This window comes from Streptomyces sp. B6B3, assembly GCF_039871525.1.
GTDB lineage: Bacteria > Actinomycetota > Actinomycetes > Streptomycetales > Streptomycetaceae > Streptomyces.
Genome location: NZ_JBDPLU010000015.1, coordinates 33,850 through 59,448, shown reverse-complemented (window position 1 = coordinate 59,448; position 25,599 = coordinate 33,850). Strand labels below are relative to the sequence as shown.

General features: G+C 73.4%; 22 protein-coding genes. 6 read left to right on the top strand and 16 right to left on the bottom strand.

Annotation, left to right across the window (positions count from 1 at the left end; translation table 11 throughout):
* Positions 1–32: 32 nt before the first annotated feature.
* Positions 33–944, top strand: a complete 912-nt coding sequence (locus ABGB06_RS26905; RefSeq protein WP_347593912.1) for a phosphorothioated DNA-binding restriction endonuclease — start codon at positions 33–35, stop codon at positions 942–944.
* An 11-nt stretch (positions 945–955) separates the two neighbouring features.
* Here ABGB06_RS26905 and ABGB06_RS26900 read toward each other — a convergent pair whose 3' ends face one another.
* Complete coding sequence (locus ABGB06_RS26900; protein ID WP_347593910.1) at positions 956–1,885, bottom strand: LLM class flavin-dependent oxidoreductase; 930 nt, start codon at positions 1,883–1,885, stop codon at positions 956–958.
* A gap of 150 nt (positions 1,886–2,035) precedes the next feature.
* On the opposite strand from ABGB06_RS26900, the gene ABGB06_RS26895 reads away from it, so the two are divergent.
* Together ABGB06_RS26895 and ABGB06_RS26890 are read left to right on the top strand one after the other, a co-directional pair.
* A complete protein-coding gene (locus ABGB06_RS26895) occupies positions 2,036–2,491 on the top strand; it encodes a lamin tail domain-containing protein (protein ID WP_347593908.1) in 456 nt (151 codons plus the stop codon).
* Between the two features lie 225 nt (positions 2,492–2,716).
* A complete protein-coding gene (locus tag ABGB06_RS26890) occupies positions 2,717–3,022 on the top strand; it encodes a thiamine-binding protein (protein ID WP_347593906.1) in 306 nt (101 codons plus the stop codon).
* 37 nt (positions 3,023–3,059) lie between these two features.
* On the opposite strand, the gene ABGB06_RS26885 is transcribed toward ABGB06_RS26890, so the two are convergent.
* From ABGB06_RS26885 to ABGB06_RS26855, 7 genes are all read right to left on the bottom strand, one after another.
* Positions 3,060–3,917, bottom strand: coding sequence for an amidohydrolase family protein (locus ABGB06_RS26885; protein ID WP_347593904.1), 858 nt, complete (start codon positions 3,915–3,917; stop codon positions 3,060–3,062).
* Positions 3,914–5,977, bottom strand: a complete 2,064-nt coding sequence (locus ABGB06_RS26880; RefSeq protein WP_347593902.1) for a CoA transferase — start codon at positions 5,975–5,977, stop codon at positions 3,914–3,916. The genes ABGB06_RS26885 and ABGB06_RS26880 overlap by 4 nt, the downstream gene beginning before the upstream one ends.
* Positions 5,978–6,097: 120 nt before the next feature.
* Positions 6,098–7,444 carry an ABC transporter substrate-binding protein gene (locus tag ABGB06_RS26875; protein WP_347593900.1) on the bottom strand — a complete coding sequence of 449 codons (1,347 nt, stop codon included), beginning with the start codon at positions 7,442–7,444 and terminating at the stop codon, positions 6,098–6,100.
* Between the two features lie 16 nt (positions 7,445–7,460).
* The gene (locus ABGB06_RS26870) at positions 7,461–8,393 is read right to left on the bottom strand and encodes a carbohydrate ABC transporter permease (RefSeq protein WP_347593898.1); all 933 of its coding nucleotides are present in this window, start codon (positions 8,391–8,393) and stop codon (positions 7,461–7,463) included.
* Positions 8,394–8,457: 64 nt separating this feature from the next.
* Positions 8,458–9,423: a sugar ABC transporter permease gene (locus ABGB06_RS26865; protein ID WP_347593896.1), complete on the bottom strand. Its 966-nt coding sequence runs from the start codon at positions 9,421–9,423 to the stop codon at positions 8,458–8,460.
* Entirely contained in the window at positions 9,420–10,340 is a 921-nt protein-coding gene (locus tag ABGB06_RS26860) for an NAD(P)-dependent oxidoreductase (protein WP_347593894.1), read from the bottom strand. Before ABGB06_RS26860 ends, ABGB06_RS26865 begins: the two co-directional genes overlap by 4 nt.
* A 98-nt stretch (positions 10,341–10,438) precedes the next feature.
* Positions 10,439–11,146: an RraA family protein gene (locus ABGB06_RS26855; RefSeq protein WP_347593892.1), complete on the bottom strand. Its 708-nt coding sequence runs from the start codon at positions 11,144–11,146 to the stop codon at positions 10,439–10,441.
* A 206-nt stretch (positions 11,147–11,352) separates the two neighbouring features.
* Between ABGB06_RS26855 and ABGB06_RS26850 the strand changes: the two genes are divergently transcribed.
* The gene (locus ABGB06_RS26850) at positions 11,353–12,036 is read left to right on the top strand and encodes a GntR family transcriptional regulator (RefSeq protein ID WP_347593890.1); all 684 of its coding nucleotides are present in this window, start codon (positions 11,353–11,355) and stop codon (positions 12,034–12,036) included.
* A gap of 95 nt (positions 12,037–12,131) precedes the next feature.
* Here the strand turns inward: ABGB06_RS26850 and ABGB06_RS26845 are convergent, their stop codons facing one another.
* Positions 12,132–13,394 (bottom strand): Ig-like domain-containing protein, encoded by a 1,263-nt coding sequence (locus ABGB06_RS26845; RefSeq protein WP_347593888.1) that lies wholly within the window; start codon positions 13,392–13,394, stop codon positions 12,132–12,134.
* Positions 13,395–13,622: 228 nt separating this feature from the next.
* On the bottom strand, positions 13,623–13,985 hold the full coding sequence (locus ABGB06_RS26840; protein ID WP_347593886.1) for a hypothetical protein: 363 nt from the start codon (positions 13,983–13,985) through the stop codon (positions 13,623–13,625).
* A gap of 97 nt (positions 13,986–14,082) precedes the next feature.
* Here ABGB06_RS26840 and ABGB06_RS26835 point away from each other — a divergent pair, with 97 nt between their 5' ends.
* Complete coding sequence (locus ABGB06_RS26835) at positions 14,083–14,295, top strand: hypothetical protein (protein WP_347593884.1); 213 nt, start codon at positions 14,083–14,085, stop codon at positions 14,293–14,295.
* Between the two features lie 109 nt (positions 14,296–14,404).
* Here the strand turns inward: ABGB06_RS26835 and hutH are convergent, their stop codons facing one another.
* The 5 genes from hutH to ABGB06_RS26810 all read right to left on the bottom strand — a co-directional run bounded on the left by hutH (position 14,405) and on the right by ABGB06_RS26810 (position 20,765).
* Positions 14,405–15,988, bottom strand: a complete 1,584-nt coding sequence (hutH, locus tag ABGB06_RS26830) for a histidine ammonia-lyase (protein ID WP_347593882.1) — start codon at positions 15,986–15,988, stop codon at positions 14,405–14,407.
* 77 nt (positions 15,989–16,065) lie between these two features.
* Positions 16,066–17,397: a GGDEF domain-containing protein gene (locus ABGB06_RS26825; RefSeq protein WP_347593880.1), complete on the bottom strand. Its 1,332-nt coding sequence runs from the start codon at positions 17,395–17,397 to the stop codon at positions 16,066–16,068.
* Between the two features lie 221 nt (positions 17,398–17,618).
* Positions 17,619–18,509 (bottom strand): enoyl-CoA hydratase-related protein, encoded by an 891-nt coding sequence (locus ABGB06_RS26820; RefSeq protein WP_347593878.1) that lies wholly within the window; start codon positions 18,507–18,509, stop codon positions 17,619–17,621.
* 47 nt (positions 18,510–18,556) lie between these two features.
* The gene (locus ABGB06_RS26815; RefSeq protein ID WP_347594191.1) at positions 18,557–19,561 is read right to left on the bottom strand and encodes an adenylate/guanylate cyclase domain-containing protein; all 1,005 of its coding nucleotides are present in this window, start codon (positions 19,559–19,561) and stop codon (positions 18,557–18,559) included.
* Between the two features lie 277 nt (positions 19,562–19,838).
* The gene (locus ABGB06_RS26810; protein ID WP_347593875.1) at positions 19,839–20,765 is read right to left on the bottom strand and encodes a biotin--[acetyl-CoA-carboxylase] ligase; all 927 of its coding nucleotides are present in this window, start codon (positions 20,763–20,765) and stop codon (positions 19,839–19,841) included.
* A 121-nt stretch (positions 20,766–20,886) separates the two neighbouring features.
* Between ABGB06_RS26810 and ABGB06_RS26805 the strand changes: the two genes are divergently transcribed.
* A complete protein-coding gene (locus ABGB06_RS26805; RefSeq protein WP_347593873.1) occupies positions 20,887–22,473 on the top strand; it encodes an acyl-CoA carboxylase subunit beta in 1,587 nt (528 codons plus the stop codon).
* 44 nt (positions 22,474–22,517) lie between these two features.
* Here the strand turns inward: ABGB06_RS26805 and ABGB06_RS26800 are convergent, their stop codons facing one another.
* The gene (locus ABGB06_RS26800) at positions 22,518–25,520 is read right to left on the bottom strand and encodes an NACHT domain-containing protein (RefSeq protein WP_347593871.1); all 3,003 of its coding nucleotides are present in this window, start codon (positions 25,518–25,520) and stop codon (positions 22,518–22,520) included.
* Positions 25,521–25,599 lie beyond the last annotated feature (79 nt).

The window sequence follows — 25,599 nt, the reverse complement described above, 5'->3', positions numbered from 1 at the left end:
GCCCTGCCAGGACCGCTGGCTAGGATCCGGGCGTGGACTGGACGGAGCGGGTGCGAGGGCTGCGGCAGTGGACGCAGCGGGGTGAACGGGCGCCACACAAGCCGCTGTTGATGCTGTACGCGCTCGGCAGGTACCAGCGGGACGTCGCGGCGTCGCTGCGCTTCTCGGACGTGGAGGACGATCTGCGGCGGCTGCTGGCGCACTACGGGCCCGACCGGCGCACGTCGGCCGCGTACCCGTTCCACCACCTGGTCTCCGACGGCGTGTGGGAGGTGTGGACGGACAACGGCTCCGGCAGCCCGGGCACGGGCGTGCGGGAGTTGCGCGCGCGGGGCGCGGCCGGGCAGCTCGCGCCGGACCTGCGCGCCGCGCTCGCCGCCGACCCGCCGCTGTTGGGCCAGCTGGCGCACGTCCTGCTCGACCAGCACTTCCCGCCGTCGCTGCACGACGACATCGCCGCGGCCGCCGGCCTGGACCTGACGGCCGCCGATCTCGCGGCACCCACGCCGCGGCTGCCGGCGCAGCGGTCGGCCGAGATGCGCGAGCGGGTGCTGGTCGCGTACGAGTACCGCTGCGCGTTCTGCGGCTTCGACGGCACGCTGAACCTGGTGCCGGTCGGCCTGGAGGCGGCGCACGTCCGGTGGCGCGCCTACGAGGGGCCCGACGCGCTGTCGAACGGGCTGTGCCTGTGCTCGTTGCACCACAAGCTGTTCGACAAGGGGGTGCTGGGGCTCGCCGGCGGCGGCAACGCGCCGCTCCGGATCATGGTCTCGCAACGGTTCGTCGGCCGGGGTCCGGCGGCCACCGGCCAGGTGCTGGACCTGGCCGGCCGGCCCGTCATCGGCCCGCAGCCGGGCAGCGATCCGGTCGCCGAGGAACACGTCGTCTGGCACACGTCCGAGGTGTTCAAGGGCGACCCACGCCTCGCCGCGGACCCGGCGTAGCCCAACCAGCCCTACCGGGCGGGGCCGAGTGCGTCGAGCGCGGAACGGAGCTGGGTCAGCGGCCGGACGCCGATCGGGCGGAGCACCACGGTGTGCGCGCCCGCCTCCCACAGGCTGTGGATACGGCGCGCCGCGGTGTCGGCGTCGCCGGCGGCGAGGAAGACCTCGGCCGGCGGGATGCCGAGCCACTCGCTGTACTCGGCGACCACCGGGGCGGTCGCCGCCGCCAGGCGTTCCGCGTCGTCGGAGACGCACAGGTGGGTGAAGAGGATCAGCTCGTGCGGGCGCTCCGCGCCGGCCGCGCGGGCGGACTCCCGCCCCGTGGCGATGTGTCCGAGCGCGGCGGCGATCCGGCTCGGGCCCTGGCCCTCGGCGACGATCGTGCCGTCCGCGACCCGTCCCGAGAGCTCCAACGACCGCGGGCGGACGACGCCCGTCACCAGCGGCGGCACGGCGTCCGGGGCCGGCGGGTGCACCAGGCGCACCCCGTCGACGCGAACGGTCCGGCCCTGGAACGTCACGGTCTCGCCGCCGAGCAGCGCGCGGACCACGGTGATGGTCTCCTCCAGCAGCGCCAGCTTCGTCGGGGTCGCCGCGCCCACCTGGGCCATCCACTCGGGCACGCCGTGGCCGATGCCGGCGACCAGCCGTCCGGGGAAGAGCCGGGCGAGGCTGCCCAGTTCCATGGCGAGCAGCGCCGGGTTGCGCAGCGGGGCGGGCAGGATGCCGATCCCGACGCGCAGCCGCTCGGTGGCCGCCAGCGCCACGGCCGCGGAGGAGACCGAGCCCGCCCAGCCGAGGTCCTCGACCAGCCACAGGTCGTCCACGCCGGTCTCCTCCGCCGCCCTGGCGAAGTCGCGTAGTTCCTCGGGCCGGTGGTCGCGGTCGAACATCACGCCGAGCCGGGAACGAGGGTTGCCGGAGGTGGATGCGTTCGTCATCCGGTCACTCTAACCAGGCCGCGACGCGTCGCCCGATCAAGAAAGTGCCTAAAGAGAATGTAAAGTAGATGTGATGGCAACGTGAAGGTCCGTAGCGTGGCGCACCCGCCGCACACACGAGGTGTGTGGCCCGGACGAACAGGACCTCACGTGACCCGAGTTCGCACCATCGCGGGCGCCATCGTCGCCGCCTGCTGCGCCAGCCTGATCCTGCTGCCCGCCCCGGCGCACGCCGCGTCCGGATCCGTCCACATCTCGAAGATCTACTACGACAGCCCGGGCAGCGACCGCGGCTCCAACACCAGCCTGAACGCCGAGTACGTGCGGATAACCAACACGCGGGACGTGGCCGTGAGCCTGAAGGGCTGGACCCTCCGGGACAGCGCCGGCCACCGCTACACCTTCGGCACCTTCACGCTGGCCGCCGGCGAGTACGTGACGGTGCGCACGGGTGACGGGAGCAACAACCGCCACAACCGCTACATGGGCAGGGAGTGGTACGTGTGGAACAACGACGCCGACCGCGCCACCCTGCGCCGGGGCAGCGGCACCGTGGTGGACGTCTGCTCGTACGACAACGACGACAGGGACTACAAGAACTGCTGAACCGCTGAACCGCTGACCGCTGACCGCTGACGCGAACGCGGCTGGTCCAGCCGGCCCAACCCGGCACGGCCGAGGGGTCGCCCCGCCCCCGGCCGTGCCGGTCTCGGCCGTGGTTGCCGCAGTATGGATCGGTAGTGCGCCCGGGAACCACCCGATCCGGGCCCGACATGAGGAGCGGTGACCAGTAGTGCGTGAAGTGGTGCGCGAAGTGGCGAGTGATCAGTCGTGATCGTGGCCTTCTCGGTGACGCCGATCGGCAGCGGACAGCACGTCGGCCAGGCCGTGGCCGACGCCGTGCGGGTGGTGCGGGACAGCGGACTTCCGCACCGGACCGACGCCAGGTTCACCAGCGTCGAGGGCGAGTGGGACGAGGTGATGGACGTGGTCAGACGGGCCGTCGAGGCCGTGCAGGCGCACGCGGCCCGGGTCAGCCTCGTGCTGAAGGCCGACCTCAACGAGGGCGTCACGGACGGGCTCACCACGAAGGTGGAAACGGTGGAGCGCCTGCTCGCCGAGGAGAGCGAAGGCTGACGGGCCTGGCCGGCGCGACGCACCGGCGCCGCCCGAGTCATCCCAGCCGGTACCAGCGGGCCGCCGTGCCGCCGGTGGCCTCGGCGAGGTCGCGGCCGGCCACGCCCGCCGCGCGCAGCGCGGCGGTCAGGTCGGCCCAGGTGCCGGGGTAGTCGCGGCGGAGCAGCACCACCGGCCAGTTGCTGGCGAGCATCAGCCGGCGCGGGCCGAAGAGCTCCGCCGCCCGCGCCACGTACGGCACCAGCTCCGCCGCGTCCCACCTCGGCCAGGCGGTCAGGGCGTCCACCCCGACCGACACCTTCAACGCGACCCCGGGGTGCTCGGCCAGGGCGCCCAGCCGGCGGGCCCACGACGCCAGGTCCCGGCGGCCGGTTTCCAGTGGCGGCCGGGCCAGATGGTCCACCACGATCCGCAGCTCCGGGACGGCGGCGGCGAGTTCGGTGACCGCGCGCAGCTGGGGCTCGGTGACCGGGACGACGTCCCAGCACAGACCGCGGTCGGCCAACTCGCGGAAGAGGGAGAGCGAGTCGGGCGTGGTCAGCCACTCCAGCGGGTCGCGCTCGACCAGACACCGCACCCCGCACGGCGTCGGGCCGAGCACCCGCACCCTGCGCAGCTCCGCGCGGGCGGCGACGGGGTCGGCGAGCGGCAGCCACGCGACGGTGCCGGCCACCTCGGGTACGGCGGCGGCGTACGCGGCGAGGCGGTCGTTCTCCCGCGGGTCGTCCACCGACTGCACCAGCACGGTCGCGGCCACCCCCGCGGCGGCGAGCTCCGGCACCAACTCGTCCGGCCCGAACACCCCCTGCACCGGCCGCGGATGCGGATCGTCCGAAGCCGGCCGCCAGTAGTGGTGGTGCGCGTCGACCGCATCGGGCGTCTCGTGGCTGCTCACTGGCCCCTCCAGTGTGGGGTGCGGCGGTCGAGGAAGGCGTGGACGCCCTCCCGGAAGTCGGCGCTGCCGTAGCAGCGGCGCAGCAGGTCGTCGGTGTCGACGCGGGCCGCCGCGGCGCGCAGCCGCCGGTCGGTCTCCTTCAACGCGGCCAGGGTCAACGGCGCCGAGCCGCGCACCCGTGCCAGCAGGGCGTCGAGGCGCTCGTCCAACTCGTCGCGGTCCACGACGTGCTGCACCAGACCCGCGGTCCTGGCGGTTTCGGCGTCCAGGAGTTCGGCGGTCAGCAGCATCGCGAGCGCGCGTCCCGATCCGAGCCGGTCCTGGAGGCGGGCGACCACCGGGGCCGGCAGGCAGTTGCCGAGGGTGCGGGCGATCGGGGCGCCGAACACCGCGTCCGGCGTGGCCAGCACGACGTCACACGCGGCCGCCAGGGCGAGGCCGCCGCCGACCGCCGGGCCCTCGACGACGCCGATCAACGGGGCGCGCAGCGCCAGCAGACGGTCCAACACCCGGCCGACCCGCCGCTCGTACTCCAGACCCTCCTCCGCCGCAGCGGCCCCAGGGCCGCCGCCCAACACCCGGCCGACCCGCCGCTCGTACTCCAGACCCTCCTCCGCCGCGGCCCCAGCGGACCCAGCCAGTCCAGCGAGCCCGGCGAGCCCCGTGAACTCGCGGATGTCGGTTCCGGCGGCGAACGCCCGGCCGCCGTCGCCGCGCAGCACGACGACGCGGACGCCCGGCTCGTCGGCGACGTCGCACGCGGCGAGCAGCTGGTCGTACATGGGGAAGGTGAGCGCGTTTCTGCGGTCCGGGTTGGACAGCACCACCCGGACGACGTCCCCGTCCCGCCGCACCCGCACCTCACCGGCCGAGCGGGACCCAGCCACCGCCGACCCCGCCGCCGAGGTGCCCTCCCGGAGCTCCGCGAGTATCTCCTCGGTGTGCTCGCCGAGCAACGGCGGATGGGTGCGGACCGTGGCAGGGGTGCGGTGCAGGCGGAGTGGCGGGGCGAGGACCCGGACGCGGCCGGCGGCCGGGTGGTCGATCTCCCGCACCAGCTCGCGGGCCCGCACGTGCGGGTCCGCGTCCAGCACCTCCGCGTAGTCGAGGATCGGGCCGGCCGGCACTCCGGCGGCCAGCAGCGCGTCGACCCAGCCCGCGGTGGTGTCCTCGACCAGCCGCGCCTCCAACTCCACCACCAGCTCCTCGCGGTTGCGCAGCCGGTCCATGTTGGTGGCGAACCGCGGGTCCTCGGCGAGGTGTCGCATGTCGAGCGCCGCGCACAGGCGCTGCCAGAGCCGTTCGTTGTTGGCGCCGACGGTGAGGTGGCCGTCGCGGGTGCGCAGCGCCTGGTAGGGCGCGGACATCCGGTTGGCCGAGCCGAGCGGGCGCGGCGCACGGCCGGTGGCCCAGTACTCGGTGGACTCCCAGATCGACATGGCCAGCGTCGCCTCGTAGAGCGAGGTCTCGACCTGCTGCCCGGTGCCCGTACGCAGCCGGTACAGGTAGGCGGCGAGGATGCCGCTGACGCAGAGCAGGCCGGCGCCGAGGTCGCCCACCGGCAGGCCGTTCTTGACCGGCCGGCCGCCGGGTTCGCCGGTGACGCTCATCGCGCCGGTCATGCCCTGGGCGATCAGGTCGTAGCCGGGGCGGTCGGCGTACGGGCCGGTGCCGCCGAAGCCGGAGATGTTCGCGTAGACCAGCGCGGGGTTGAGCGCGGAGAGCGTCGGGTAGTCGGCGCCGAGCCGTTCCGCCACGCCGGGCCGCCAGTTGTGCACCACCACGTCGGCGGTGCGCACCAGGGCGTGCAGGTCGGCGCGGCCCTGTGCGGTCTTCAGGTCGAGGCAGACGCTGCGCTTGTTGCGGTTGAGGCCGTGGAAGGCGGTGCTGTCCTGGCCGCCCGCGGTGTCTCCCCAGGAGTGACGGGTCTGGTCGCCGCCCGGGGGCTCCACCTTGATCACGTCGGCGCCGAGGTCGGCGAGGATCATGGTGCAGAACGGCCCGGCCATGACCTGGGTGAGGTCCACCACCCGAACGCCGTCGAGGGGGGTGTCGTGCATGGGGTTCCTGGTCCTCCCTGCCGCCACGGGCCAGGCCCGGGCGGCTTGTCTGTACGGCTACGTCGCGAGACCGGCATTGGCCTCCACGCTTGTGCAGGCCCCGATGCCAGCCCCGTGCCGCTACGTCGCGAGACCGGCATTGGCCTCCTCGAAGAAGGCGTCCACCGCCTCTCGGACGGTCCGGTGGCCGAAGGAGACGTCCTCGTACGCGCGCAGGAACGCGGACTCGAACACCGCCATGTAGCCGGGCGGATAGATGACCAGGGCCGGTTCCCGCTCGACGATCCGCTGGTAGAGACGGAGTTCGTGGCGCTTGGTGCGGGGCAGTTCCGGGTCGTCGACCTGGCGCTGGAGCAGGCGGGTGTTGGTGACCCCGCCGTTGTCGGAGGCGTAGGTGTCGCCGCTGCGCGCGTCGTTGGCCCAGAAGTCGACGAACGCGGCGGCGGTGGGCACGTTGTCGCAGTTGCGGGGGATGGACATGCCGGAGGAGATCAGCACGTTGCCGCCGCCCGCCGGTCCGCTGGGCAGCGGCAGGGTGGTGAGCCGCTGGCCGGGCTGGGTGCCGTCCAGGGTGGCCTGGATGGGGGTGAGGGCGTTGCCCGGGGTGACGTCGCTGAGCAACGCGCCCTGGGCGACGTAGCTGGCCTCCGGCGTGGGCGGCTCCTCGGCGTTGGACTCAGGTGTGTTGGTGAGCCCGTCGTGCCGCATCTCCTCCCACATCTCCCAGTAGGTGACCAGCAGTTCGCGGGAGAAGCCGAGCAGCCGCCCGTCGAACATCTGCTCGCCGTGGCCCTGCACGTAGGCGATGAAGAAGTTCGGCAGGCCGCCGCTGAGGCCGGCCGGCGGGATGGCGGGCGGCAGCCCGTCCCTGGCGGCGCGCAGGAACGCGGCGAAGTCGTCCCAGTCGTAGCCGAGCCCGGGGAGCTCGACGCCGGCCTGTTCGGCGAGCGTGGCGTTGACGGTGACCGCGTCGTAGGCGGCCCCGGTGGGCAGCATGTACAGCCGGCCGTCGGGTCCGCGGCCGGTCTCCAGCACGGCGTCGGGGATCTCGCTGACGTCGATCGCGCCGGAGTCGAGCATCGGGTCCAGTGGCAGCAGCGCGTCGCGCTCGGTGAAGTCGTTGAGCTGGCGTGCCTGCATCTGCGTGACGTCGGGCAGGTTGCGGCCGGCGGCCTGGACGTTCAGTCGCTTGAAGTAGTTGCCGAACTCCCCGGGCTCGCGCTGGACGTTCGCCTCGGGGTGGTCGGACTCGAAGATGTCGGCGATGTCGTTGCTGAGCAGGTGCCGGGAGGCGGCGCCCCACCAGGCGAAGCGGATGTCGCCGGCGACGTCGCCCCGGCCGCGCAGTTCGGCCCGGCTGTGCCGGGGCAGCCGCTGTCCGCAGGCGGTGCCGAACGCGCCGAGGGCGGCCGCGCCGCCGACCGTGAGGAAGGCGCGTCGGGTGGTGACGGCTCGGGTGTGTTTCATGAGTGCTGCTCCCCTTTCACCGCATGCCACTCGTGGCGATGCCCTCGACCAGCAGCTTCTGCGCCGCGATGAAGAAGCCGAGGATCGGCACCAGCGAGAGGGTGGACATGGCGAACAGCGAGCCGTACGCGGACTGGCCGGTGGCGTCGAGGAACGAGCCGAGGCCCTGCGAGACGGTCCAGCTGTCCGGTTCGGTCAGGTAGAGCAGCGGGCCGAGGAACTCGTTCCAGGTGGCGATGAACGTGAACAGCGCCGTGGTGCCGAGCGCGGGCACGGACAGCGGCAGCACCACCCGCCAGAAGATGCCGAAATGGCCGCAGCCGTCGATCCGGGCGGCGTCGTCCAGGTCGCGCGGCAGGGTGCGGATGAACTGCACCATCAGGAAGATGAAGAACGCGTCGGCGGCCAGGAACTTCGGCACCACCAGCGGCAGGATGGTGTTCACCCAGCCGAGCTGGTTGAAGAGGATGTACTGCGGCACCATCGTGACGTGGTACGGCAGCAGCAGCGTGCCGAGCACCAGCGCGAACAGGGTCCGCTTGAAGCGGAAGTCGAGGCGGGCGAAGGCGTAGGCGGTCAGGGAGCAGCTGACCAGGTTGCCGACGATGGTGAGCACCGTCAGGGTCAGCGAGTTGAGGAAGAACCGGGAGAAGTTGAGCTGGTCGCCGCCGGACCAGCCGCGGCTGTAGTTCTCGGTGGTGAAGTCGCCGGTGAACAGGCCGAGGGTGGTGAACACCTCGTTGTCCGGCCGGAAGGACGCGGCGAACATCCACAGCAGGGGATAGAGCATCACCGTGAGGGTGATGATCAGCACGCTGTGCCTGACCACGGAGAGCAGCAGCGGGCTGCGGGTCATCCGGTTGCCGAGCAGCGGCCGGAGCGGACGGCGTCGGGGGCGCGGTGCGAGCGCGGCGGGGCGCCTTCTGGTCAGGGTCGGGGTCGGGGTCATCGTTCGTCTCCGTAGTGGACCCAGTGCCGAACGGGAAGCGCGGGAAGATCAGGAGACGTACGCGTCATCGTTCGTCTCCGTAGTGGACCCAGTACCGGGAGCTGAGGAACAGCAGCCCGGTGAAGACCGCCAGGCCGAGCACCAGCACCCAGGCCATGGCCGCCGCGTAGCCCATGTTCAGCTGCGCGAAGCCCTGTTCGTAGAGGTAGAGGGTGTAGAACAGCGTCGAGTCGGACGGGCCGCCCGAGCCGTTGCTGACCACGTAGGCGGTGGTGAACGCCTGGAACGCGTTGACCACGCTCAGCAGCAGGTTGAAGAAGATCAACGGGGACAGCATCGGCAGCGTGATGCTGCGGAACCGGCGGGCCGGGCCGGCGCCGTCCACCGCGGCCGCGTCGTACAACTCCCTGGGTATCTGGCGCAGTCCGGCGAGGAAGATCACCATCGCGGAGCCGAAGGCCCAGACCTGGAGCACGACGATGGTGTAGAGCGCCGAGTCGGGGTCGCCGACCCAACTGCCGTGGTCGATGCCGACCAGCGCGAGCGCCTCGTTGACGATGCCCTCCTCGCCGAAGACCTGGCGCCACAGTGCGGCCACGGCGACGCTGCCGCCGATCAGCGACGGCATGTAGAACAGCGCGCGGTAGCCGCTGAGGAAGCGCATGCCGCGGTTGAGCACCATGGCCAACGCCAGCGAGACGACCAGCAGCACCGGCACGGAGACGACGACGTAGGTGAGGGTCACCTCGACCGAGGAGAAGTACCTGGGGTCGGTGGTGAACATGTGCCGGAAGTTGTCCAGGCCGATCCACTCGGGCGAGCTGATCAGGTCGTACCGGGTGAACGCGAGGTACAGCGAGAAGATCATCGGCCCGATGGTGAAGACCGCCATGCCGACCAGCCACGGCGACAGGAAGGCGTACGCGGCGCGGTTCTCGGAACGACCCCGTGGGGTGCGGGCCGGGGTGTCCGCGGCGCGGTTCTCGGAACGGGCGAGCGGCGTCGGGGCCCGGGACTCGGTGGCACTCATGGCTGGGGCTCCTCCCCCCCGTCCTGGGCCTTCCGCGCGTGCGACTCCACCAGATCGGCGAGCGTCTGGGCGAGCAGTCCGGCGAGCGGCAGCCGCAGGTCCGCGGCGCGGGCGGCCGCGGTGACCTCCCACAGGTCCTTGCTCCACGGGCGCTCGGACACCGGCGTGCCGGCCCGCTGGTAGGCGGCGGCGACCTCGTCGAAGAATCCCCAGTGCCTGGTCACCCAGGAGTCGCCGGTCGAGTCGCCGACGGCGTCCAGCACCTCGGCCGGCGCGACCCCGTGGGCGGCGGCCAGCTCCAGCGCCTCGTGCGTCCCGGCCAGCGCGGCGAACATCATCAGCTGGTTGGCCAGCTTGGTCGCCGCGCCCGCCCCGGCCGGCCCGAGGTGCCGAACCCGGGAGCCGACCGTGTCGAGCACGGGGCGGGCCCTGACGAGCGCCGCCTCGGTGCCGCCGACCATGACGGACAGCTCGCCGCGGGCGGCGCGTTCGGCGCCGCCGCTGACCGGCGCGTCGAGCAGCGCGACGCCGCGCTCGGCGGCGCGCTCCGCCAGCTCGTGCGCCGTCCGGGGCAGCACGGTGCTGTGCACCAGCACCAACGCGCCGGGGGCCAGCGTCGCCAGCAGCCCCTCGGGGCCGCCCAACACCCGCTCGACGGCGGCGTCGTCGGACACCGCCAGGGCCAGCACCCCGCAGCCGGCGAGGTCGGCCGGGCCGGCGGCCGGCTCCGCGCCGGCCGCCAGACACTCCCGGTCGCGCCCCGGCACCCGGTCGTGCACCGCGAGACGCCAGCCGCCGCGAAGCAACGCGAGGGCCATCGGCCGGCCGAGATTGCCGAGCCCGACGAAACCGACGCGCGCGGACTCCCGGCGCACGGGACCGACGGAGTCGCCCGCGCCGATCTCTGTGGTGTGCACCTCCGTCACCGAACGGTGTCGTCCAGCGGGCGGCCCAGCCGCGCGCCCGCTTCCCGCCTCCCCGCCTCCCGTGCCCCCGTTCCTGGCAGACATCTCCGTCACCGAACGGTGTCGTCCAGCGGGCGGCCCAGCCGCTCGTAGAGCCGGCGGCGGCCCTGCTTGTCGTTCTCCAACTCCTGCCGGGCGTACCGGGCGACCGTGACCGCGTGCTCGACGGGCACCGCGATGACGCCGTCGCCGTCGGCGACCACGATGTCGCCGGGGCGGATCAGCACGCCGCCGATGTCCACCGGCACACCGAGCGCGTCGAACTCCACCCGCCCCTGCACCATCTTCTGCGCCCGGTACCGGCAGAACAGCGGCACCTCCTGCAGGATGCACTCGTCGGTGTCCCGCACGCCGCCGCTGGTGACGATGCCGGTGGCGCCGGCGGCGTGCCACTCCAGCGAGTTGTTCGAGCCGATCTCGCCGACGTCCAGGCCGGCGGACTGGATGACGACGATGTCGCCCTGCTCGATGGTCGACGTGATCATGTTCGGGTACTGCTCGCGGTACCAGCCGGCCGACCAGCCGGTGTACTCCTCCGGGGTCAGCGCCGGGACCGCCTTCTCCGAGGGCCGCAGCCGCATGGTGCGGGCCAGCCCGGTCATCCGGGCGCCCTGCCACAGCGGCGTGATCTCGGGCGACACCGTGCCCTTGGTGTGCAGCCCGGCCCAGTCCATGCCGTCCCGCACGTCGGCGACGCGCAACCCGTCGAACAGCTCGATCAGTTCGGTCCTCGTGGCGGCTGTCTCTGCAGTGCCCATGTGCTTCGTGCCTCTTCCCGTCGGCGGCTCGAAAGATCCGATGAGCTATTGTCTACAATAGACTTAGCGAAGGGACAAGACCCCTGGGAGCATGGCTTCAGACTCGGCTTCCGACTCGGCCACGAACCCAACTCCTGCCCGAGGCGCCGCCATCGCCACCATCCGCGCCGCGCCGCCTGCGCCCACCGTGAAAGGCAGCCCAAGCCATGGCCCCCGCCCCCGCCTCCCCCGACTCCCCCCGCGACCGCGAGGTCCTCGACCCGCCGAGCCTCGTCCAGCTCGCCGCGGCCGCGATCCGCAAGATGATCCTGTCCGGCGAACTGGGGCCAGGCGACCGGCTCATCGAGCTGCAGCTGACCGAGCGGCTCGGCATCAGCCGCCCGCCGCTGCGCGAGGCCATGCGCCTGCTCGAACAGGAGGGGCTGATCACCATTCAGCCGCGCCGCGGCGCGACGGTGGCGGAGCTCACCGACCAGGACGTGTACGAGATCCTCACGCTGCGGTCGGCGCTGGAGCGCACGGCCGTCGAGCTGGGGGTGCCGGTGCGGGTACCCGAGCGGCTGGAGGCGTGCCGGGACGCGCTGGAGCGGATGGCGGCGAGCGCGCGGCAGCGCGACCGGGCGACGCTGGTGGAGAACGGCTACGCCTTCCACGCCTCGATCGTGGCGCTGGCCGGGCACCGCAGGATCGAGGCGATCTACGCCTCCCTGCACCGGCAGCTGCTGATCTGCATGGCGCGGAACCTCTACGTGCGGGAGCGGTACTACGAGGACCTGGAGGCGCACGTGGCCCGCCACCGCCACCTGCTCGACCTGATCGAGGCGGGCGACCCCCGCCGCGTCCTCGACGAACTCGCCGTACACGGCGAACGCTCGTTCTCCCAACGCTGAGGCGGGCGAGCCCTTCCGGACGCACACAACAACTCAGCCCCGGGCGGGTCGCCCGGGGCCTCGTCGTGATCGCGCGGTTCAGCTCAGCTCGACGCTCAGCTCAGCGCGCTCCCGGCGGTCCATTCGGACCAGTCCATGTTCCAGCCGTTGAGGCCGTTGTCCGGGGAGATCGTCTCGTCGTCGGAGTTCACCACGATCACCACGTCACCGATGATCGAGTTCTCGTAGAACCAGGCGCCGTCCGTCGAGGGATCGTTCGCCCCCTGCGCGTCGGCGAGGCCCACACAGCCGTGGCTGGTGTTGTAATTGCCGAACGCGTCGCCACCCCAGTAGTTGCCGTGAATGAACGTCCCCGACGTGGACAGCCGCATCGCGTGCGGAACGTCCGGTATGTCGTATTCGCCCTCGCCGTCGTCGTCCGTGAAGCCGACGGTGGCGCCGTTCATCCGGGTCTCCTCGTGCTTCTCGGAGATCACCATCTGCCCGTTGTACGTCGGGGTCTCGTCGCTGCCCGCGGTGATCGGGATCGTCTTGATCGTCTCACCGTCACGCACGACGTTCATCTCGTACGTCTCCGCGTTCACCGTGCTGACCTGGGAACGGCCGACCTCGAAGCTGAACGAGCGGTCCTGCACGCCGTAGATCCCCGGGGCACCTTCCACACCGTCCCAGTTGAGCTCGACGTCGACCTGGGTGTTCGCCTCCCAGTAGGTCTCGGGGCGGAAGTCGAGGCGGGTGTCGCTGAACCAGTGGCCCACGACCTCCTGGCCGCTGCTCGTGGTGATCTCCACGGCCTCTTCTATCTCGGCCTGGTTGGCGATCGAGGTGTCGAAGTTGAGCGATATCGGCATCCCCACTCCGACGGTACTGCCGTCCTCAGGGGTGAAGTACCCGATGAAGCTGTTCTCCGGCGAGACGGTCGTGAACGTCGCGCTCTCGTGCGCCGCGCGACCCTCGCTGTCGCTCGCCTCAACGGTCACCTCGTACTGGGTGGCTCGTTCCAGCTGGATGTCGGGCGCCCAGCTGGTCTCGTCCTCGGACAAGGTGCCGGTGACCTCGGTCCCGGTCTCCGAGGCGGTCATGACCACCTCGTCGAGGGTGCCCTTCTCCACCGAGACCTGCACGTCGCTGTTGATGCCGACGTTCTCCGCCGTGTCCTCGGGGGATATGGATATCACCGCCTCCGAGGTGTTCGCGTCCTCGGCGGCCTCGTCCGCCTCCGTCTGTCCGCCGCCGCCCTGGGGAGCGTTTCCGTCGTCCTCGCCGTCGCCGCCACTGCACGCCGACAACGCCAGCACCCCACTCAGCAGCGCCGCCATCACCGCGAGACGTCCGCGCCCGCGCCGCATTGCTGTCATCAGATCGCTACTCCACTCCACAGCCGTGTCTCCCGAAGGCATTAGGGGAGAACGTGACCCGGCCGCGGCCGGTTCCACTGTAGGTGAAACTGTGGGGGAGACCACGAGTTCGATCGCCAGCCGACCGCCGTCTGTCCGCTCACACAGCTCACCCAGGGCTCCGGCCCGCCCGTCCCGCCTGCCCATCCGACCTGCTCAGCCGGCCTGCTCAGCCGGCCGCCGGGCCGGTCAGGCGGGTTCGTCGTCGGCGTCCTCGTCGCTGTCGTCGTCCTCGACGTACCACTCCTCGTCCGGGTCGTACTCCATCAGTTCACTGCTCCAGGACGCCTGCGCGAGCTGCACGCCCGGCATCTCGCCGACCAGGTCGACGGGATCCACGAGGAACGCGACGGCCTCCGCCGCGTCCCGGGACACGGCCCGCGCGGCCTGTTCCCGCTCGCCCTCCGGAAGCTGCTCGTCGGCCTCGATCCGCGCCCAGGCGGCGCGGGTCAGCTCGTCCCGCTCCGCGATCTCCAGCACCATCTCCACGCGGACGCGCACGTGACTCCTGCTGGTGTCCTCGTCTTCGTTGACGGATCCGTGGGTACTCATGCACCGGAGGGTAAATCCCCTAGGGGTCGCCTCTTCCCCGCGACCCGCACCCGCCCGTAACATCGCACCGCACGCCCGCCGACACGCTGGAGCCCTCGTGGACGCTCAGCCCGGCCCGCAGGGCCAACTCCGAAGCGCCAACCGGCGACCCCTGATCAGCGGCATGGTGGCAGCCGGTGTCCTCTGCCTGGGCTGGTTGATCCCCTCCGCTTACGCGGACGGCGACGAGGCCGCCCCCGCCAACCCCTCCACGGTCGCCCCGGCCGACGAGCCGGCCGGTCCCGGCGCCGCCCACGAGCGGCAGAACTGAGCCAGCCGCCACCCTTCACGGCGATATCCGGACAGATTCCGACGCCACCCGGAGCACGACCCTCCGCCGCGCGCCCCCCGGAGCCGCTCCCGGTCGCTCCCAACCATCCTCAGTCGAGCTCGCCGGTGACCGACTCGGCGGCGGCGACCAGCCCGCCCCCGCGCACGAAGTCCTCGGCGGCGGCCAGATCGGGAGCCAGGAAACGGTCCTCCCCCGCCCCGCCGACGCCGGCGGCCCGCGCCGCGGCGACCACCGCCTCGGCCGCCGGACCCGGCCGCAGCCCCTGCCCGCGCAGGCCGTCGCGCAGCTCCAGGGCGCGGGCCGCCGCACACAGCTCGATCGCGACGACCCGGGTCGCCGCGTCCACCGACCGGCGCAGCTTGCGCGCCGCCGACCAGCCCATGGACACGTGGTCCTCCTGCATCGCGGAGGACGGGATGGAGTCCACGGAGGCCGGCACCGCCAGGCGCTTGAGCTCCCCGACCAGCGCGGCCTGGGTGTACTGGGCGATCATCAGCCCGGAGTCCACCCCGGCGTCCCCGGCCAGGAACGGCGGCAGGCCGTGCGAACGGTTCCGGTCCAGGAGGCGGTCGGTGCGGCGCTCGGCGATCGAGGCCAGATCGGCGGCGGCGATGGCCAGGAAGTCCAGCACGTAGCCGAGCGGCGCGCCGTGGAAGTTGCCGTTCGACTCCACCCGGCCGTCGACCACCACCGGATTGTCGACGGCGGCGGCCAGCTCGCGCCCGGCCACCGCGCGGGCGTGCGCCAGGGTGTCCCGGCCGGCGCCGGCCACCTGCGGCGCGCACCGCACCGAGTAGGCGTCCTGGACCCGGGGCGCGGCGTCCTGGTGGTGCCCGACGAGGCCGGAACCGGCCAGCACCCGCCGCATGTTGCCCGCGCTCGCGGCCTGCCCCGGGTGGGGGCGCAACGCGTGCAGCTCGGGGGCGAGCACCCGCTCGGTGCCCAGCAACGCCTCCAGGGTGAGCGCGGCGGTGATGTCGGCGCTGGTGAGCAGCCGGCCCAGGTCGGCGCAGGCCAGCACGAGCATGCCGAGCATGCCGTCGGTGCCGTTGAGCAGCGCGAGCCCTTCCTTCTCGCGCAGCTCGACCGGGGCGATGCCGTGCTCGGCCAGCAGCTCGGCGGAGGGCCGCGGCTGGTCCGGCGCGTCCGGGCCGGTGGCCTCGCCCTCGCCGAGCAGCGTCAGCGCGCAGTGGGCGAGCGGCGCCAGGTCCCCCGAGCAGCCGAGCGAACCGTGTTCCGGCACGACGGGCGTGATGCCGGCGTTCAGCACGGCCGCCATGGTCTCGGCCACCGCGGGGCGTACGCCGGTGTGCCCGGAGGCCAGGGTGCGCAGGCGCAGGAACATCAGCGCCCGCACCACCTCGCGCTCCACCGGCGGCCCGAGCCCGGCGGCGTGCGACCGGACGATGTTGCGCTGCAGCGCGGTGCGCAGATCCGGGGCGATATGCCGGACGGCCAGCGCGCCGAAGCCGGTGGAGACGCCGTAGACCGGCTCGGGCCTGGCAGCCAGGTCGTCGATGGTCCGGCGGGCGGCGGTCAGCGCGGCCAGGGCCTCGGCGGACAGCTCCACCCGGGCGCCGGCGCGCGCGACGGCGACGACGCCCTCGGCGGTCACGCCGGCGGAGCCCAACGCGACGACGGTACGGGCCTGGTCAGGGTGCGTCGCAGCCATGCCCAGGAGGGTAACCGTGCCGGCCGGCCCGGGGAGGCCCGGGGAGGCACAGGGCGGCCAGGGGAGGCCAGGGGCGCTCAGCAGTCCTCGCGCACCCGGTGACGGGGGGTGCCGCGGCCGCGGAACCGGCGACGGTCGTCGCCCTCGGCGGGCGGCGGCCCGGCGGCGTCGGCCAGCGCGACGACCTCGTCGTGCGGGCCCGCCCGGCCGGCGACCACCGGCTCCCGCGAGCGGGCGGCCTTGGCCTGGTACTGGGCGGCGTCGGCGAGCCGGAACAGCCGGCGGGCGCTGAGCCGTACGCCGGCGGGCTCGCCGATCCGCTCGCCGGTCGAGGCGACGCCGCAGGCGACCCCGTGGCCCAGTTCGAGCGCGTCGGCCCGGCGACACACCTCGGCCGCGGCGCGTACCACCTCCTCCGTCGGCTGGCCGACCGCCAGCAGGCAGAACTCGTCCCCGCCGAGGCGGGCGGCCAGCGAACCCGGAAGCGCGGCGCCGCAGAGCGACAGCACCGAGCCGAAACGCTCCAGCAGCCGGTCGCCGGCGGCGTGGCCGTAGGTGTCGTTGACCTGCTTCAGGCCGTTGACGTCGCAGACCACCAGAGTCACCACGGTTCCGGCGGCGCGGTGCTGCGCCACCGCCTCGTCCAGCCGCAGATCCACGGCCCGCCGGTTGGCGAGCCCCGTGAGCGGATCGGTGAACGCCAGCCGGCGCACCTCCTCCAGACGTTGGTGCTGGACCAGGCCGGCGGCGATGACCGAGGCGAGCACCGCGGCGAAGTCCGTCTCACGCCGCCCGAAGACCTCGGCGCCGCGCCCCCGGGCCACGTACAGCTCCCCCCAGGCAGGGCCCTGCGGCACACCCGCCTCACGCCGCCCGAATGTCTCGATGCCCTCGGCGTCCCGCCCCCGAGCCACGTACAGCTCCCCCCGGGCAGGGCCCTGCGGCACAGCCTCGGCATCCTCCGCCCGGGCCCGGTACAGCTCGTCCCAGGCGGGGCCCTGCAGGACGATGGGCGCCACCACGCAGCAGCCGCGGCCACGGCGGCGCAGCGCTACCGCCCGCTGCCGGTCCCCGGCGCCGCCGGCCCCCACGGCCGGCTCGCCGGCCGTGGTCACCCAGGCCGCCGGCTCGCCGCGCGCCTCCGCCAGCAGGGCGATCTCGGGAAAGTCGTGCACCGGATACGACTCGTCGGCCGGGAACTCCTCCTCGTCGGGCGCCAGCGCGCCGACGTTCGCCAGCACCCGCAGCCGGCCGCGCTCCCGCTCCCAGACCGAGATGGCGGCGAAGGAGCCGTCCAGCGCCTGCCGGGCCCGGCTGGCGGCGGCGTGCGCCACCTCCGCCATCCCGTGCGCCGCGGCCATGCTCTGCGACAGCTCAGCGACGGCGCGCAGCCGGCTCTCCTCTCCCATACGCCCAGGCTATGAGCGTTCGGCACACTATGGGGCCTTCAGCTACTCCCTGCCCCATTCGCTGTATTATTCGCCGCCCGCACGCCCCCACCGCGCCCGGCCCACAACCCACCGAGACACCACCGCCCGCACGCCCCCACCGCACCCGGCCCACAACCCACCGAGACACCACCGCCCGCACGCCCCCACCGCGCCCGGCCACCCCCGCCCCCGCACCTCCGTTACGCCGTGCTGTCCGGCCACCGCGGGGGCCGCTTCTCGCGGAACGCCCGCACGCCCTCCAGGCGGTCGGGGGAGAACGCGACGGTGCGCCAGGCGGCGTCCTCGACCGCCAGACCGGCCGCCAGGTCGAGGCCGAAGCCGGCGCGCAGCGCGTGCTTGGCGGCCCGCAGCCCGACCGGGGAGTTGGCCGCGATCGTCTCGGCCAGTTCGCGCGCCTCCGCGTGCACCCGGTCGGGGCTGGCCAGCCGGTCGATCAGCCCGAGCCCGAGCGCCTCGGTCGCGGTGACGCGCCGGGCGGTGAAGATCAGCTCGGCCGCCTTCGCCAGCCCCACCCGGCGCGGCAGCAGCTGGGTCCCGCCCCCACCGGGGATGACGCCCACGGACACCTCGGGCAGGGCGAGCACCGCCGACGGATCGGCGACTATCAGGTCGCAGCTCAGCGCGAGCTCCAGGCCGCCCCCCAGCGCGAAGCCGTGCACGGCGGCGACCACCGGCATCGGGAGCGCCAGCACGCCGTTGAACGCCGCGCGCAGCAGCGTGCGCTGACGCGCCAGCTCGGCGTTGTCCACGCCGTCGCGCTCCTTCAGGTCGGCGCCGACGCAGAACGCCCGGGGGTCGCTGGAGCACAGCACCACCGCCCGGATCCGGCGGTCGGCGGCGAGCGCGTCACAGGCGGCGGCGAGCTGCCGGGCCAGTTCGGTGGAGAGCGCGTTCATCGCCTCGGTCCGGTCGAGCACCAGCTCGGCGACCCAGCCCTCCGCGTTCCGGCGCACCGCCACCCAGTCCCCGTACCGCTCCTCGCCCGACCCGCCGGTGGCCCCCGCCGGTCCCGCCGGCTCCGAGGGTACTGACCGTTCTGACGGCTGGCCCGCCTCCGTTGGCTCGCTCATACCGCGCATTATCCGGGCGCGGCCCGGGCCGTGCGCCGCCGGAGAACCTAACCGCGGCGGGAGAGAAGCCAGGGCTCGACGATGCCGAGGCCCCGCACCGGGCGCTGGTAGAGGGGCTGGAGCGCGAAGCGGTAGCCGTTCGGGCGGCCGTTGGTGTCGGCCGTCTTCTCGGAGTGTGGCGCCAGCCCGGCCGCGGTGAGCTCCTCACGCATCGCGCCGTCCACCAGCACCATGTCCTTGGGCGCTATCGAGGTCAGCCGGCTGGCGAGGTTCACCGTGTTGCCGAAGACGTCGCCCATCCGCGTGGTGACCGTACCGAAGGCGATGCCGACGCGCAGCTCCGGCATCATCGGGTCGTCGCCCATCGTCTCCACCAGCCGCAGCCCGATCTCGGCGGCGGTGCCTGGTTCGTCGGCCGCGAACAGCACCTCGTCGCCGAGCGTCTTGATCAGCCGGCCGCCCTGCGCCGCCACCTGGTCGGCGGCGGTGGTCTCGAACGCCTCGACCAGCTCGCCCAGCTCCTCCTCCTCCAGCCGCCGGGTGAGCCGCGTGAAGCCGACCAGGTCGGCGAAGCCGACGGCGAGCCGCCGGTCGACCATCTCCTCGTCGTCCTGCGCCTGGAGCACCCGGCCGGCGGCCGCGGCCAGCTGCCGGCGCCACACGTAGACCAGGAACTCCTCCAGCTCGGGCAGCAGCAGCTCGACCAGGGGGTAGGCGACGTCCGAACGGGTCATGTCCGGCTCGGGCGGCTCGGTCAGGCCCTCCAGGAAGGAGTCGATCTGCCAGTCGGCCAGGCGCGCGGTGGTCTGGCCGGTGGAACGCGCCACCTGCACGGCCATGCCCTCGCTCAGCAGCCCGGCCTCCACGAGACCGGCCAGCCGCCGCAGGGCGAGCACGTCCGCCTCGGTCAGCGCCTTGGCCTGCCCGATGTCGGGAAAGCCCATGGCCCGCCAGAACCGGGCGGCCAGCTCCATCGAGACGCCGGCGGCCCGTGCCGCCTGGAACGGGGTGTACTGCCGCTCGGCGCCGATGATCAACTGTTCCATGCGCAGCGCGACGGTCTCGTCGGTCTCCTCCGACGCCTCCTCAGCGGCCGGCTCGGGGCCGGGCCGCTCACCTGGGTCGCTCGGCTGGGCCTCAGCCACGGCCACCGCCCACCTTCCAGGTGGGGATCCCTCCGCTGCGCACGTTCCTAACCGTTTCACTCCTCCGCGCCCGTCGCGCGTGTTCCATCGCCCAACCCTACGGCAGTGTGCCCTGCGTCACGCGCCACCGAGCTGCGCAGCCAGGTAGCCCACCGCCGGAGCCCTCCTGGAGCCCGCCGGGGGCTCACTCACCGCCCAGGCGCCCGTTGCCGTGCCCGTGCCCGTGGAGGTGAACGACGTCGGCGGCGGACACCGGGTGGCTGACCCCGTCGTCGGTGCGGACGACCAGCCGGCCGTCGCCGTCCAGCGCGACGGCCTCGCCGCGCAGCTCGGTGTCGCCCGGCAGCACCGCCCGGACCCGGCGGCCGAGGGTGGCGCAGCCGGCGACGTAGGCCTCCTGGAGGCCGCTGACGGCCGGATCGCCGCCCGCCGCCACCCAGCGGTCGTACCAGTCCCCGAGGGAGCGCAGCACGGCGCGCAGCAGCGGATCGCGGTCGGTGGTCTCGGCGTCGGCCAGCGCCAGCGAACCCGCGCCCGGTACGGGCAGCTCGTCGGCGCGCAGCGAGACGTTGAGCCCGATGCCCAGCACGACCGCGGGTGTCGCGAACCCGCCGTCGGCGTCCGGCGGGGGCCCGACGCGCTCGGCGAGGATGCCGCCGCACTTGCGCTCCTCGCCGGCGATGTCGACGAGCAGGTCATTGGGCCACTTCAGCGCGGTGTCGACGCGGGCGATCCGGGACAGCGCGCTCGCCGTGGCGACGCCGGCCAGCAGCGGCAGCCAGCCCCAGCGCGTTTCGGGCACGGTCGCGCCGGGCTGCGGGGCGAGCAGCACGGAGAAGAACAGGCCCGAGCGCGGCGGCGCGCTCCAGCCGCGCCCCAGCCGCCCGCGTCCCGCGGTCTGCTCCTCGGCGACCAGCACCCGCCCGGGCGCCTCGCCGGAGTGGGCGGCGGCGATCAGGTCGGCGTTGGTGGAGCCGGTGGACTCGACCACGTCCAGCCGGGTCCACGGGCCGTCGGGACGCACCAGCGCCCTGCGCAGCGCGGCGGCGTTGAGCGGCGGCCGGTCAAGGTCGGACCAGCGGCTTCGCGGGCCGCCTGCGGTGGGCGTCATGCCCCAAGCCTATGCAGCCACCGCCTCGCCCCAGGCCCACCCGGCCCGCCCCCATCCGCCCGTGCCGCCCCCGGGCTAACCTACGGATCGGTAGCAATCAGACGATGAGGAGCCAGCCCCCGTGCCCGAACCCGACATCCACAGCACGGCCGGCAGAATCGCGGACTTCCGGCAGCGCGTGGAGGAGGCCACCCACGCCGGCTCGTCACGGGCCGTGGAGAAGCAGCACGCGAAGGGGAAGTTGACGGCGCGGGAACGGATCGGGCTGCTGCTGGACGAGGGGTCGTTCACGGAGCTCGACGAGTTCGCCCGGCACCGTTCGACCAGCTTCGGCATGGAGTCGCGGCGGCCGTACGGGGACGGCGTGGTCACCGGCTACGGCACCGTGGACGGCCGCCCGGTGTGCGTCTACTCGCAGGACTTCACGGTCTTCGGCGGCTCCCTCGGCGAGGTGTACGGCGAGAAGATCGTCAAGGTCATGGACTTCGCGCTGAAGACCGGCTGCCCGGTGATCGGCATCAACGACGGCGGCGGCGCGCGGATCCAGGAGGGCGTGGTGGCGCTCGGCCTGTTCGCCGAGATCTTCCGGCGCAACGTGCACGCCTCCGGCGTGGTCCCGCAGATCTCGCTGATCATGGGCCCGTGCGCGGGCGGCGCCGTGTACTCCCCCGCGATCACCGACTTCACGGTGATGGTCGACCAGACGTCGCACATGTTCATCACCGGGCCCGACGTGATCAGGACCGTCACCGGGGAGGACGTCGGCTTCGAGGAGTTGGGCGGCGCGCGGACCCACAACACCCGCTCCGGGGTGGCGCACCACATGGCCGGGGACGAGAAGGACGGCGTCGAGTACGTCAAGGCGCTGCTGTCCTACCTGCCGTCCAACAACCTCGCCGAGCCGCCCGCGTTCCCGCAGGAGGCGGACCTGACGACGGTCACGGACGAGGACCGCGAGCTGGACGGGCTCATCCCCGACTCCGCGCACCACCCGTACGACATACACGAGGTCATCGAGCGCGTGCTGGACGACCGGGAGTTCCTGGAGACCCAGCCGATGTTCGCGCCGAACATCGTCACCGGCTTCGGCCGGGTGGAGGGCCGTTCGGTCGGCGTGGTCGCGAACCAGCCGATGCAGTACGCCGGCTGTCTCGACATCAACGCCTCGGAGAAGGCGGCCCGCTTCGTCCGCACCTGCGACGCGTTCAACGTCCCGGTGCTGACGTTCGTCGACGTGCCCGGCTTCCTGCCCGGCACCGACCAGGAGTACAACGGCATCATCCGGCGCGGCGCCAAGCTGATCTACGCCTACGCGGAGGCCACGGTGCCGCTGATCACGGTGATCACCCGGAAGGCGTTCGGCGGCGCGTACGACGTGATGGGCTCCAAGCACCTCGGCGCGGACCTCAACCTCGCCTGGCCGACCGCGCAGATCGCGGTGATGGGGGCGCAGGGCGCGGTGAACATCCTGCACCGCCGCACGCTCGCGGGGATCGACGACGAGGAGGAGCGGGCGGAGACCCGCGACCGGCTGACCCAGGAGTACGAGGACGCGCTGCTCAACCCGTACGCGGCGGCCGAACGCGGCTACGTGGACGCCGTGATCACCCCGGCCGAGACCCGCCACCACGTGGTACGCGGCCTGCGGGCGCTGCGCACCAAACGGGAGCAGCTGCCGCCGAAGAAGCACGGCAACATCCCCCTCTAGCCGGGACAGCATCCCCGGACAGCACTCAGTCCCCGGCCAGCACCTCAGTCCCGGGCCAGCAGCAGCACCTCGCTCGCCGGCCGCTCGCCGCTGTCGCCCGTCTGGAACGCGGTGACGGTGGTGGCGACCCGACGGAACGCGTCGCCGACCTGGACGCCTCGCTCCGGGGTGTCGGCGTGCGTCTCGGCCTCCACGGCGAGGCACAGCGCGCCCAGCCGGAGTGCCGTGGCCTGGAGGTCCGTGGTCGCCGAGCCGTGCCAGTGGCCCGGCAACCGGCCCGCGACGGTTCTCGCCCACGGCAGGTGCTCGGTCGGCAGGGTCCGGAACGCGGCGTCCGCGTCGCGCAACGCGTCCGGCACGGCGTCCCCCGACATCCGGTGGTCGCACTGCTCGACACGCGTCGTGCGCTGGAAGGCAGCGGAGATGGGCCTGATGACGCCGTCCCGCTCCGCCGGCCGGGTGGCGTCGGAGGCGAACAACCTCACGTAGCCGCCGAGCGAACGCCACCACGCCGACCCGATGACCAGGCTCGGGATCGGCACCGGGCTCGGCACCTGGCTCGGGGGGCGGACCGACCCGCCGCCCTGTGCGCGGGCCACCGCCTGCGCGAACGTGCCCGACGGCTCGAAACCGAAGTGCCGGTCGATCTCCTTGTTGAGCGCCCCGGTCAGCATGCTGATCCGCCGCTGGGCGTTCTCCCGGTCCCCGAAGTCCACGCCGAGCACGTGCTCCACGGCCCGGTCGACCCCGAGCGCCCGGGACAGGTACCAGTAGCCGTCATCGTCCCCCGGGTCCTCCGGAAGGGAGAGGGTACGAGGGAAGGCCGCGCCCCGCGCCCGGTCGATGGCGAAGCCCCGCGCCAGCGCGGAGGCGTGGTCGCGGTCGAGTTCCCCGCCGGACAGGGCCACCGCGAACGCGCGCAGCAGCAGGAAGTCTCCGACCACCCGCGACGCACCCCGCAGGTCCTCCCGAAGGAGCTGCCCGACGTCGGACGGATCGAGGGCCGCCGGCTGCTCCCTCGCTCGGGGCGCCAGCAGCCCGGGGCCGGCCGTGCCGCGATCGATCCAGACGGCGTAAGGAGGGGCCGACACCGGAACGGTGACGCTGCTCGGCGTGTGGTCGACGGGGTCCGGCCCCGTGTACGCCTCCTCCCAGAGCCTGGGCGGTCGCGGAAGGACCTGGTCGCCCAGCCCTCCCGCCTCCGGCCCGGTCGGCAGGCGGTACCGGGTTCCGAAGTCGCGCCGCGCGCCGATGCCGACGACCTCGTTGGCCCAGCGAACGAACGCCTCGGCGTTGCAGCCCCGCACCCCGACCAGCATGCCGTCGTGGTCGCCTCCGCGATCCGGCGGACGGGGCTCGCCACGATCCTGATGGTCGCGGAGGAACATCCGGTACAGCTCGGCCGTGATCGGCCGCGCGCAGACCGGCCCGTCTCCCACGGTCTCCCGCAGGTGACGGGACAGCAGCACGCCGGCCACCAGCCGGCGGCGCTCCGGGTCGGCGTCCTCCCGAGTGCCGCTCGCCAGCAGCTCGTCGAGCCGGGCAACAAGTTCCGCCGCCAGGCCCGGGGACTCCTCGGCGCAGTCGAAGGCCAGCGCGAGCGCCGGCGCCGTTTCCGCCGCCAGGCAGGCCAGGACGATCCGGTCGGCGCCGGCGTGGGCCGCGTACAGCAGCAGCGCCTCGTGCCACCACGTGTCGTGCACGGCGGCCGGCGGGAAGTCGACGTCCGCCTCGCGCGCGACGTGCGCCGCCGCCAGGTACTCCTGGAGCGTCGGGTGGGCGAAGGCGAACGTCCCGCGCTCCCGCTCCGACAGCAGCCCGTAGGTGGTCGCCTCGTCGAGGAACTCCCGGGCGGTCGCCGCCGCCGGCAGCCGGCGCAGCGCCGCCTCGACCACCTGGTGCAGCTCCGTGGCGTCGAGGTCGCGGACCCGGCGGCGCATCATCGCGAAGGCGATCTCGCCGAACACCACCATCTTGTCCTCGCCCGGCACGGCGGCGGTCAGGCCCTTCACATCCTCCTGCCGCTTCCACAGCACGACCTCGCAGATCTCCCGGTACAGCTCGGCGCGGTTGCCCGGGAGGCGGCCGCCGCCGTAGCGGTGCACGTTGGCGATCATCGTCAGCAGCAGCGGGTTGGCCGCGAGGTCGCGGAGCCGCCGGGTGGTCCCGATCTGCCCGAGCAGGTCGTCGGCGGATCCCGCCTCCCGTTGCGCGCCGTACCAGCCGCGCACGAACCGCTCGATCTGCCGGTCGGTGAAGGGCCGCACCTCCAGCACCACCGCGCCGGTGACCGGCGCGGTGCGGTAGCCGCCCGGCCGGGAGCTGATCACGAACCGGCTCGCCGCGTACCGGCCGATCTCCCGCTCGATCCACACCGCGACGGCCCGCCGCTCCGCGTCCGTGGCCACCTCGTCCAGGCCGTCGAGCAGCACCAGGCAGTCGCCGGCGTCCAGCCGGCGTTCCAGCCAGCCGCGGGGCTCCCGCCCGGCGAGGTGCGCCATCTGGGACCGCACCAGCTCGGGCAGGCCAACGTCAGGTGACGCCGCGATCGTGGCGACGTGGTCGCGAAGCGCCAGCAGCAGCGGGACGCGGCGCGGGCGACGGCGGCGACAGGCCTGGCGGGCGGTGTGCCACAGCAGCGTCGTCTTGCCGCTGCCGGGCTGCCCGAGCACCGCCAGGATCCGATGCACCGGGTCGCGGAGGAAAGTGCCGAGCGGCTCGCGCTGGCCGGCCTCGGTACCCAGGCCCTCCAGCAGCCCCGCCGGAATCTCCTGCTCCGACCGGGGCGCCAGGCTCACGTCCACGTAGATGTCGTCCAGGGCGGCGGGGAACGCGCCCTTCGGCCCGAACGCCTTCTGGTTCACGTACCGCCCAGCCGGTTCGCCCAGCACCCAGGCGCGGTACCGCCGGGCGAACCCGAGGCGGATCCAGGGCCGCTCGGGAACCTCCCCGTCGGCCGCGCGCTCGCCCTTCCGGGTGTTGTACCCCGTGAGGTAGGAGCCGACCGCCTTGTCGAGGACCCACCAGACGACGCCCGCACCAGCCATCAGCAGCGCCCCCGCGCCTAACCAGACACCCGGCCCCATCCCCGACCCCGATTCGCCCGCCGTCCCGTACCGGCACCGT

Excerpts from the sequence above, each read along its gene's own strand:
- ABGB06_RS26870 (WP_347593898.1), bottom strand. The coding sequence starts at position 8,393 with ATGACCCCGACCCCGACCCTGACCAGAAGGCGCCCCGCCGCGCTCGCA.
- ABGB06_RS26900 (WP_347593910.1), bottom strand. The coding sequence starts at position 1,885 with ATGACGAACGCATCCACCTCCGGCAACCCTCGTTCCCGGCTCGGCGTG.
- ABGB06_RS26850 (WP_347593890.1), top strand. The coding sequence starts at position 11,353 with ATGGCCCCCGCCCCCGCCTCCCCCGACTCCCCCCGCGACCGCGAGGTC.
- ABGB06_RS26880 (WP_347593902.1), bottom strand. The coding sequence starts at position 5,977 with ATGCACGACACCCCCCTCGACGGCGTTCGGGTGGTGGACCTCACCCAG.
- ABGB06_RS26825 (WP_347593880.1), bottom strand. The coding sequence starts at position 17,397 with ATGGGAGAGGAGAGCCGGCTGCGCGCCGTCGCTGAGCTGTCGCAGAGC.
- ABGB06_RS26855 (WP_347593892.1), bottom strand. The coding sequence starts at position 11,146 with ATGGGCACTGCAGAGACAGCCGCCACGAGGACCGAACTGATCGAGCTG.
- ABGB06_RS26800 (WP_347593871.1), bottom strand. The coding sequence starts at position 25,520 with ATGGCTGGTGCGGGCGTCGTCTGGTGGGTCCTCGACAAGGCGGTCGGC.
- ABGB06_RS26840 (WP_347593886.1), bottom strand. The coding sequence starts at position 13,985 with ATGAGTACCCACGGATCCGTCAACGAAGACGAGGACACCAGCAGGAGT.
- ABGB06_RS26820 (WP_347593878.1), bottom strand. The coding sequence starts at position 18,509 with ATGAGCGAGCCAACGGAGGCGGGCCAGCCGTCAGAACGGTCAGTACCC.
- ABGB06_RS26810 (WP_347593875.1), bottom strand. The coding sequence starts at position 20,765 with ATGACGCCCACCGCAGGCGGCCCGCGAAGCCGCTGGTCCGACCTTGAC.
- ABGB06_RS26865 (WP_347593896.1), bottom strand. The coding sequence starts at position 9,423 with ATGAGTGCCACCGAGTCCCGGGCCCCGACGCCGCTCGCCCGTTCCGAG.
- ABGB06_RS26845 (WP_347593888.1), bottom strand. The coding sequence starts at position 13,394 with ATGACAGCAATGCGGCGCGGGCGCGGACGTCTCGCGGTGATGGCGGCG.
- ABGB06_RS26875 (WP_347593900.1), bottom strand. The coding sequence starts at position 7,444 with ATGAAACACACCCGAGCCGTCACCACCCGACGCGCCTTCCTCACGGTC.
- hutH (WP_347593882.1), bottom strand. The coding sequence starts at position 15,988 with ATGGCTGCGACGCACCCTGACCAGGCCCGTACCGTCGTCGCGTTGGGC.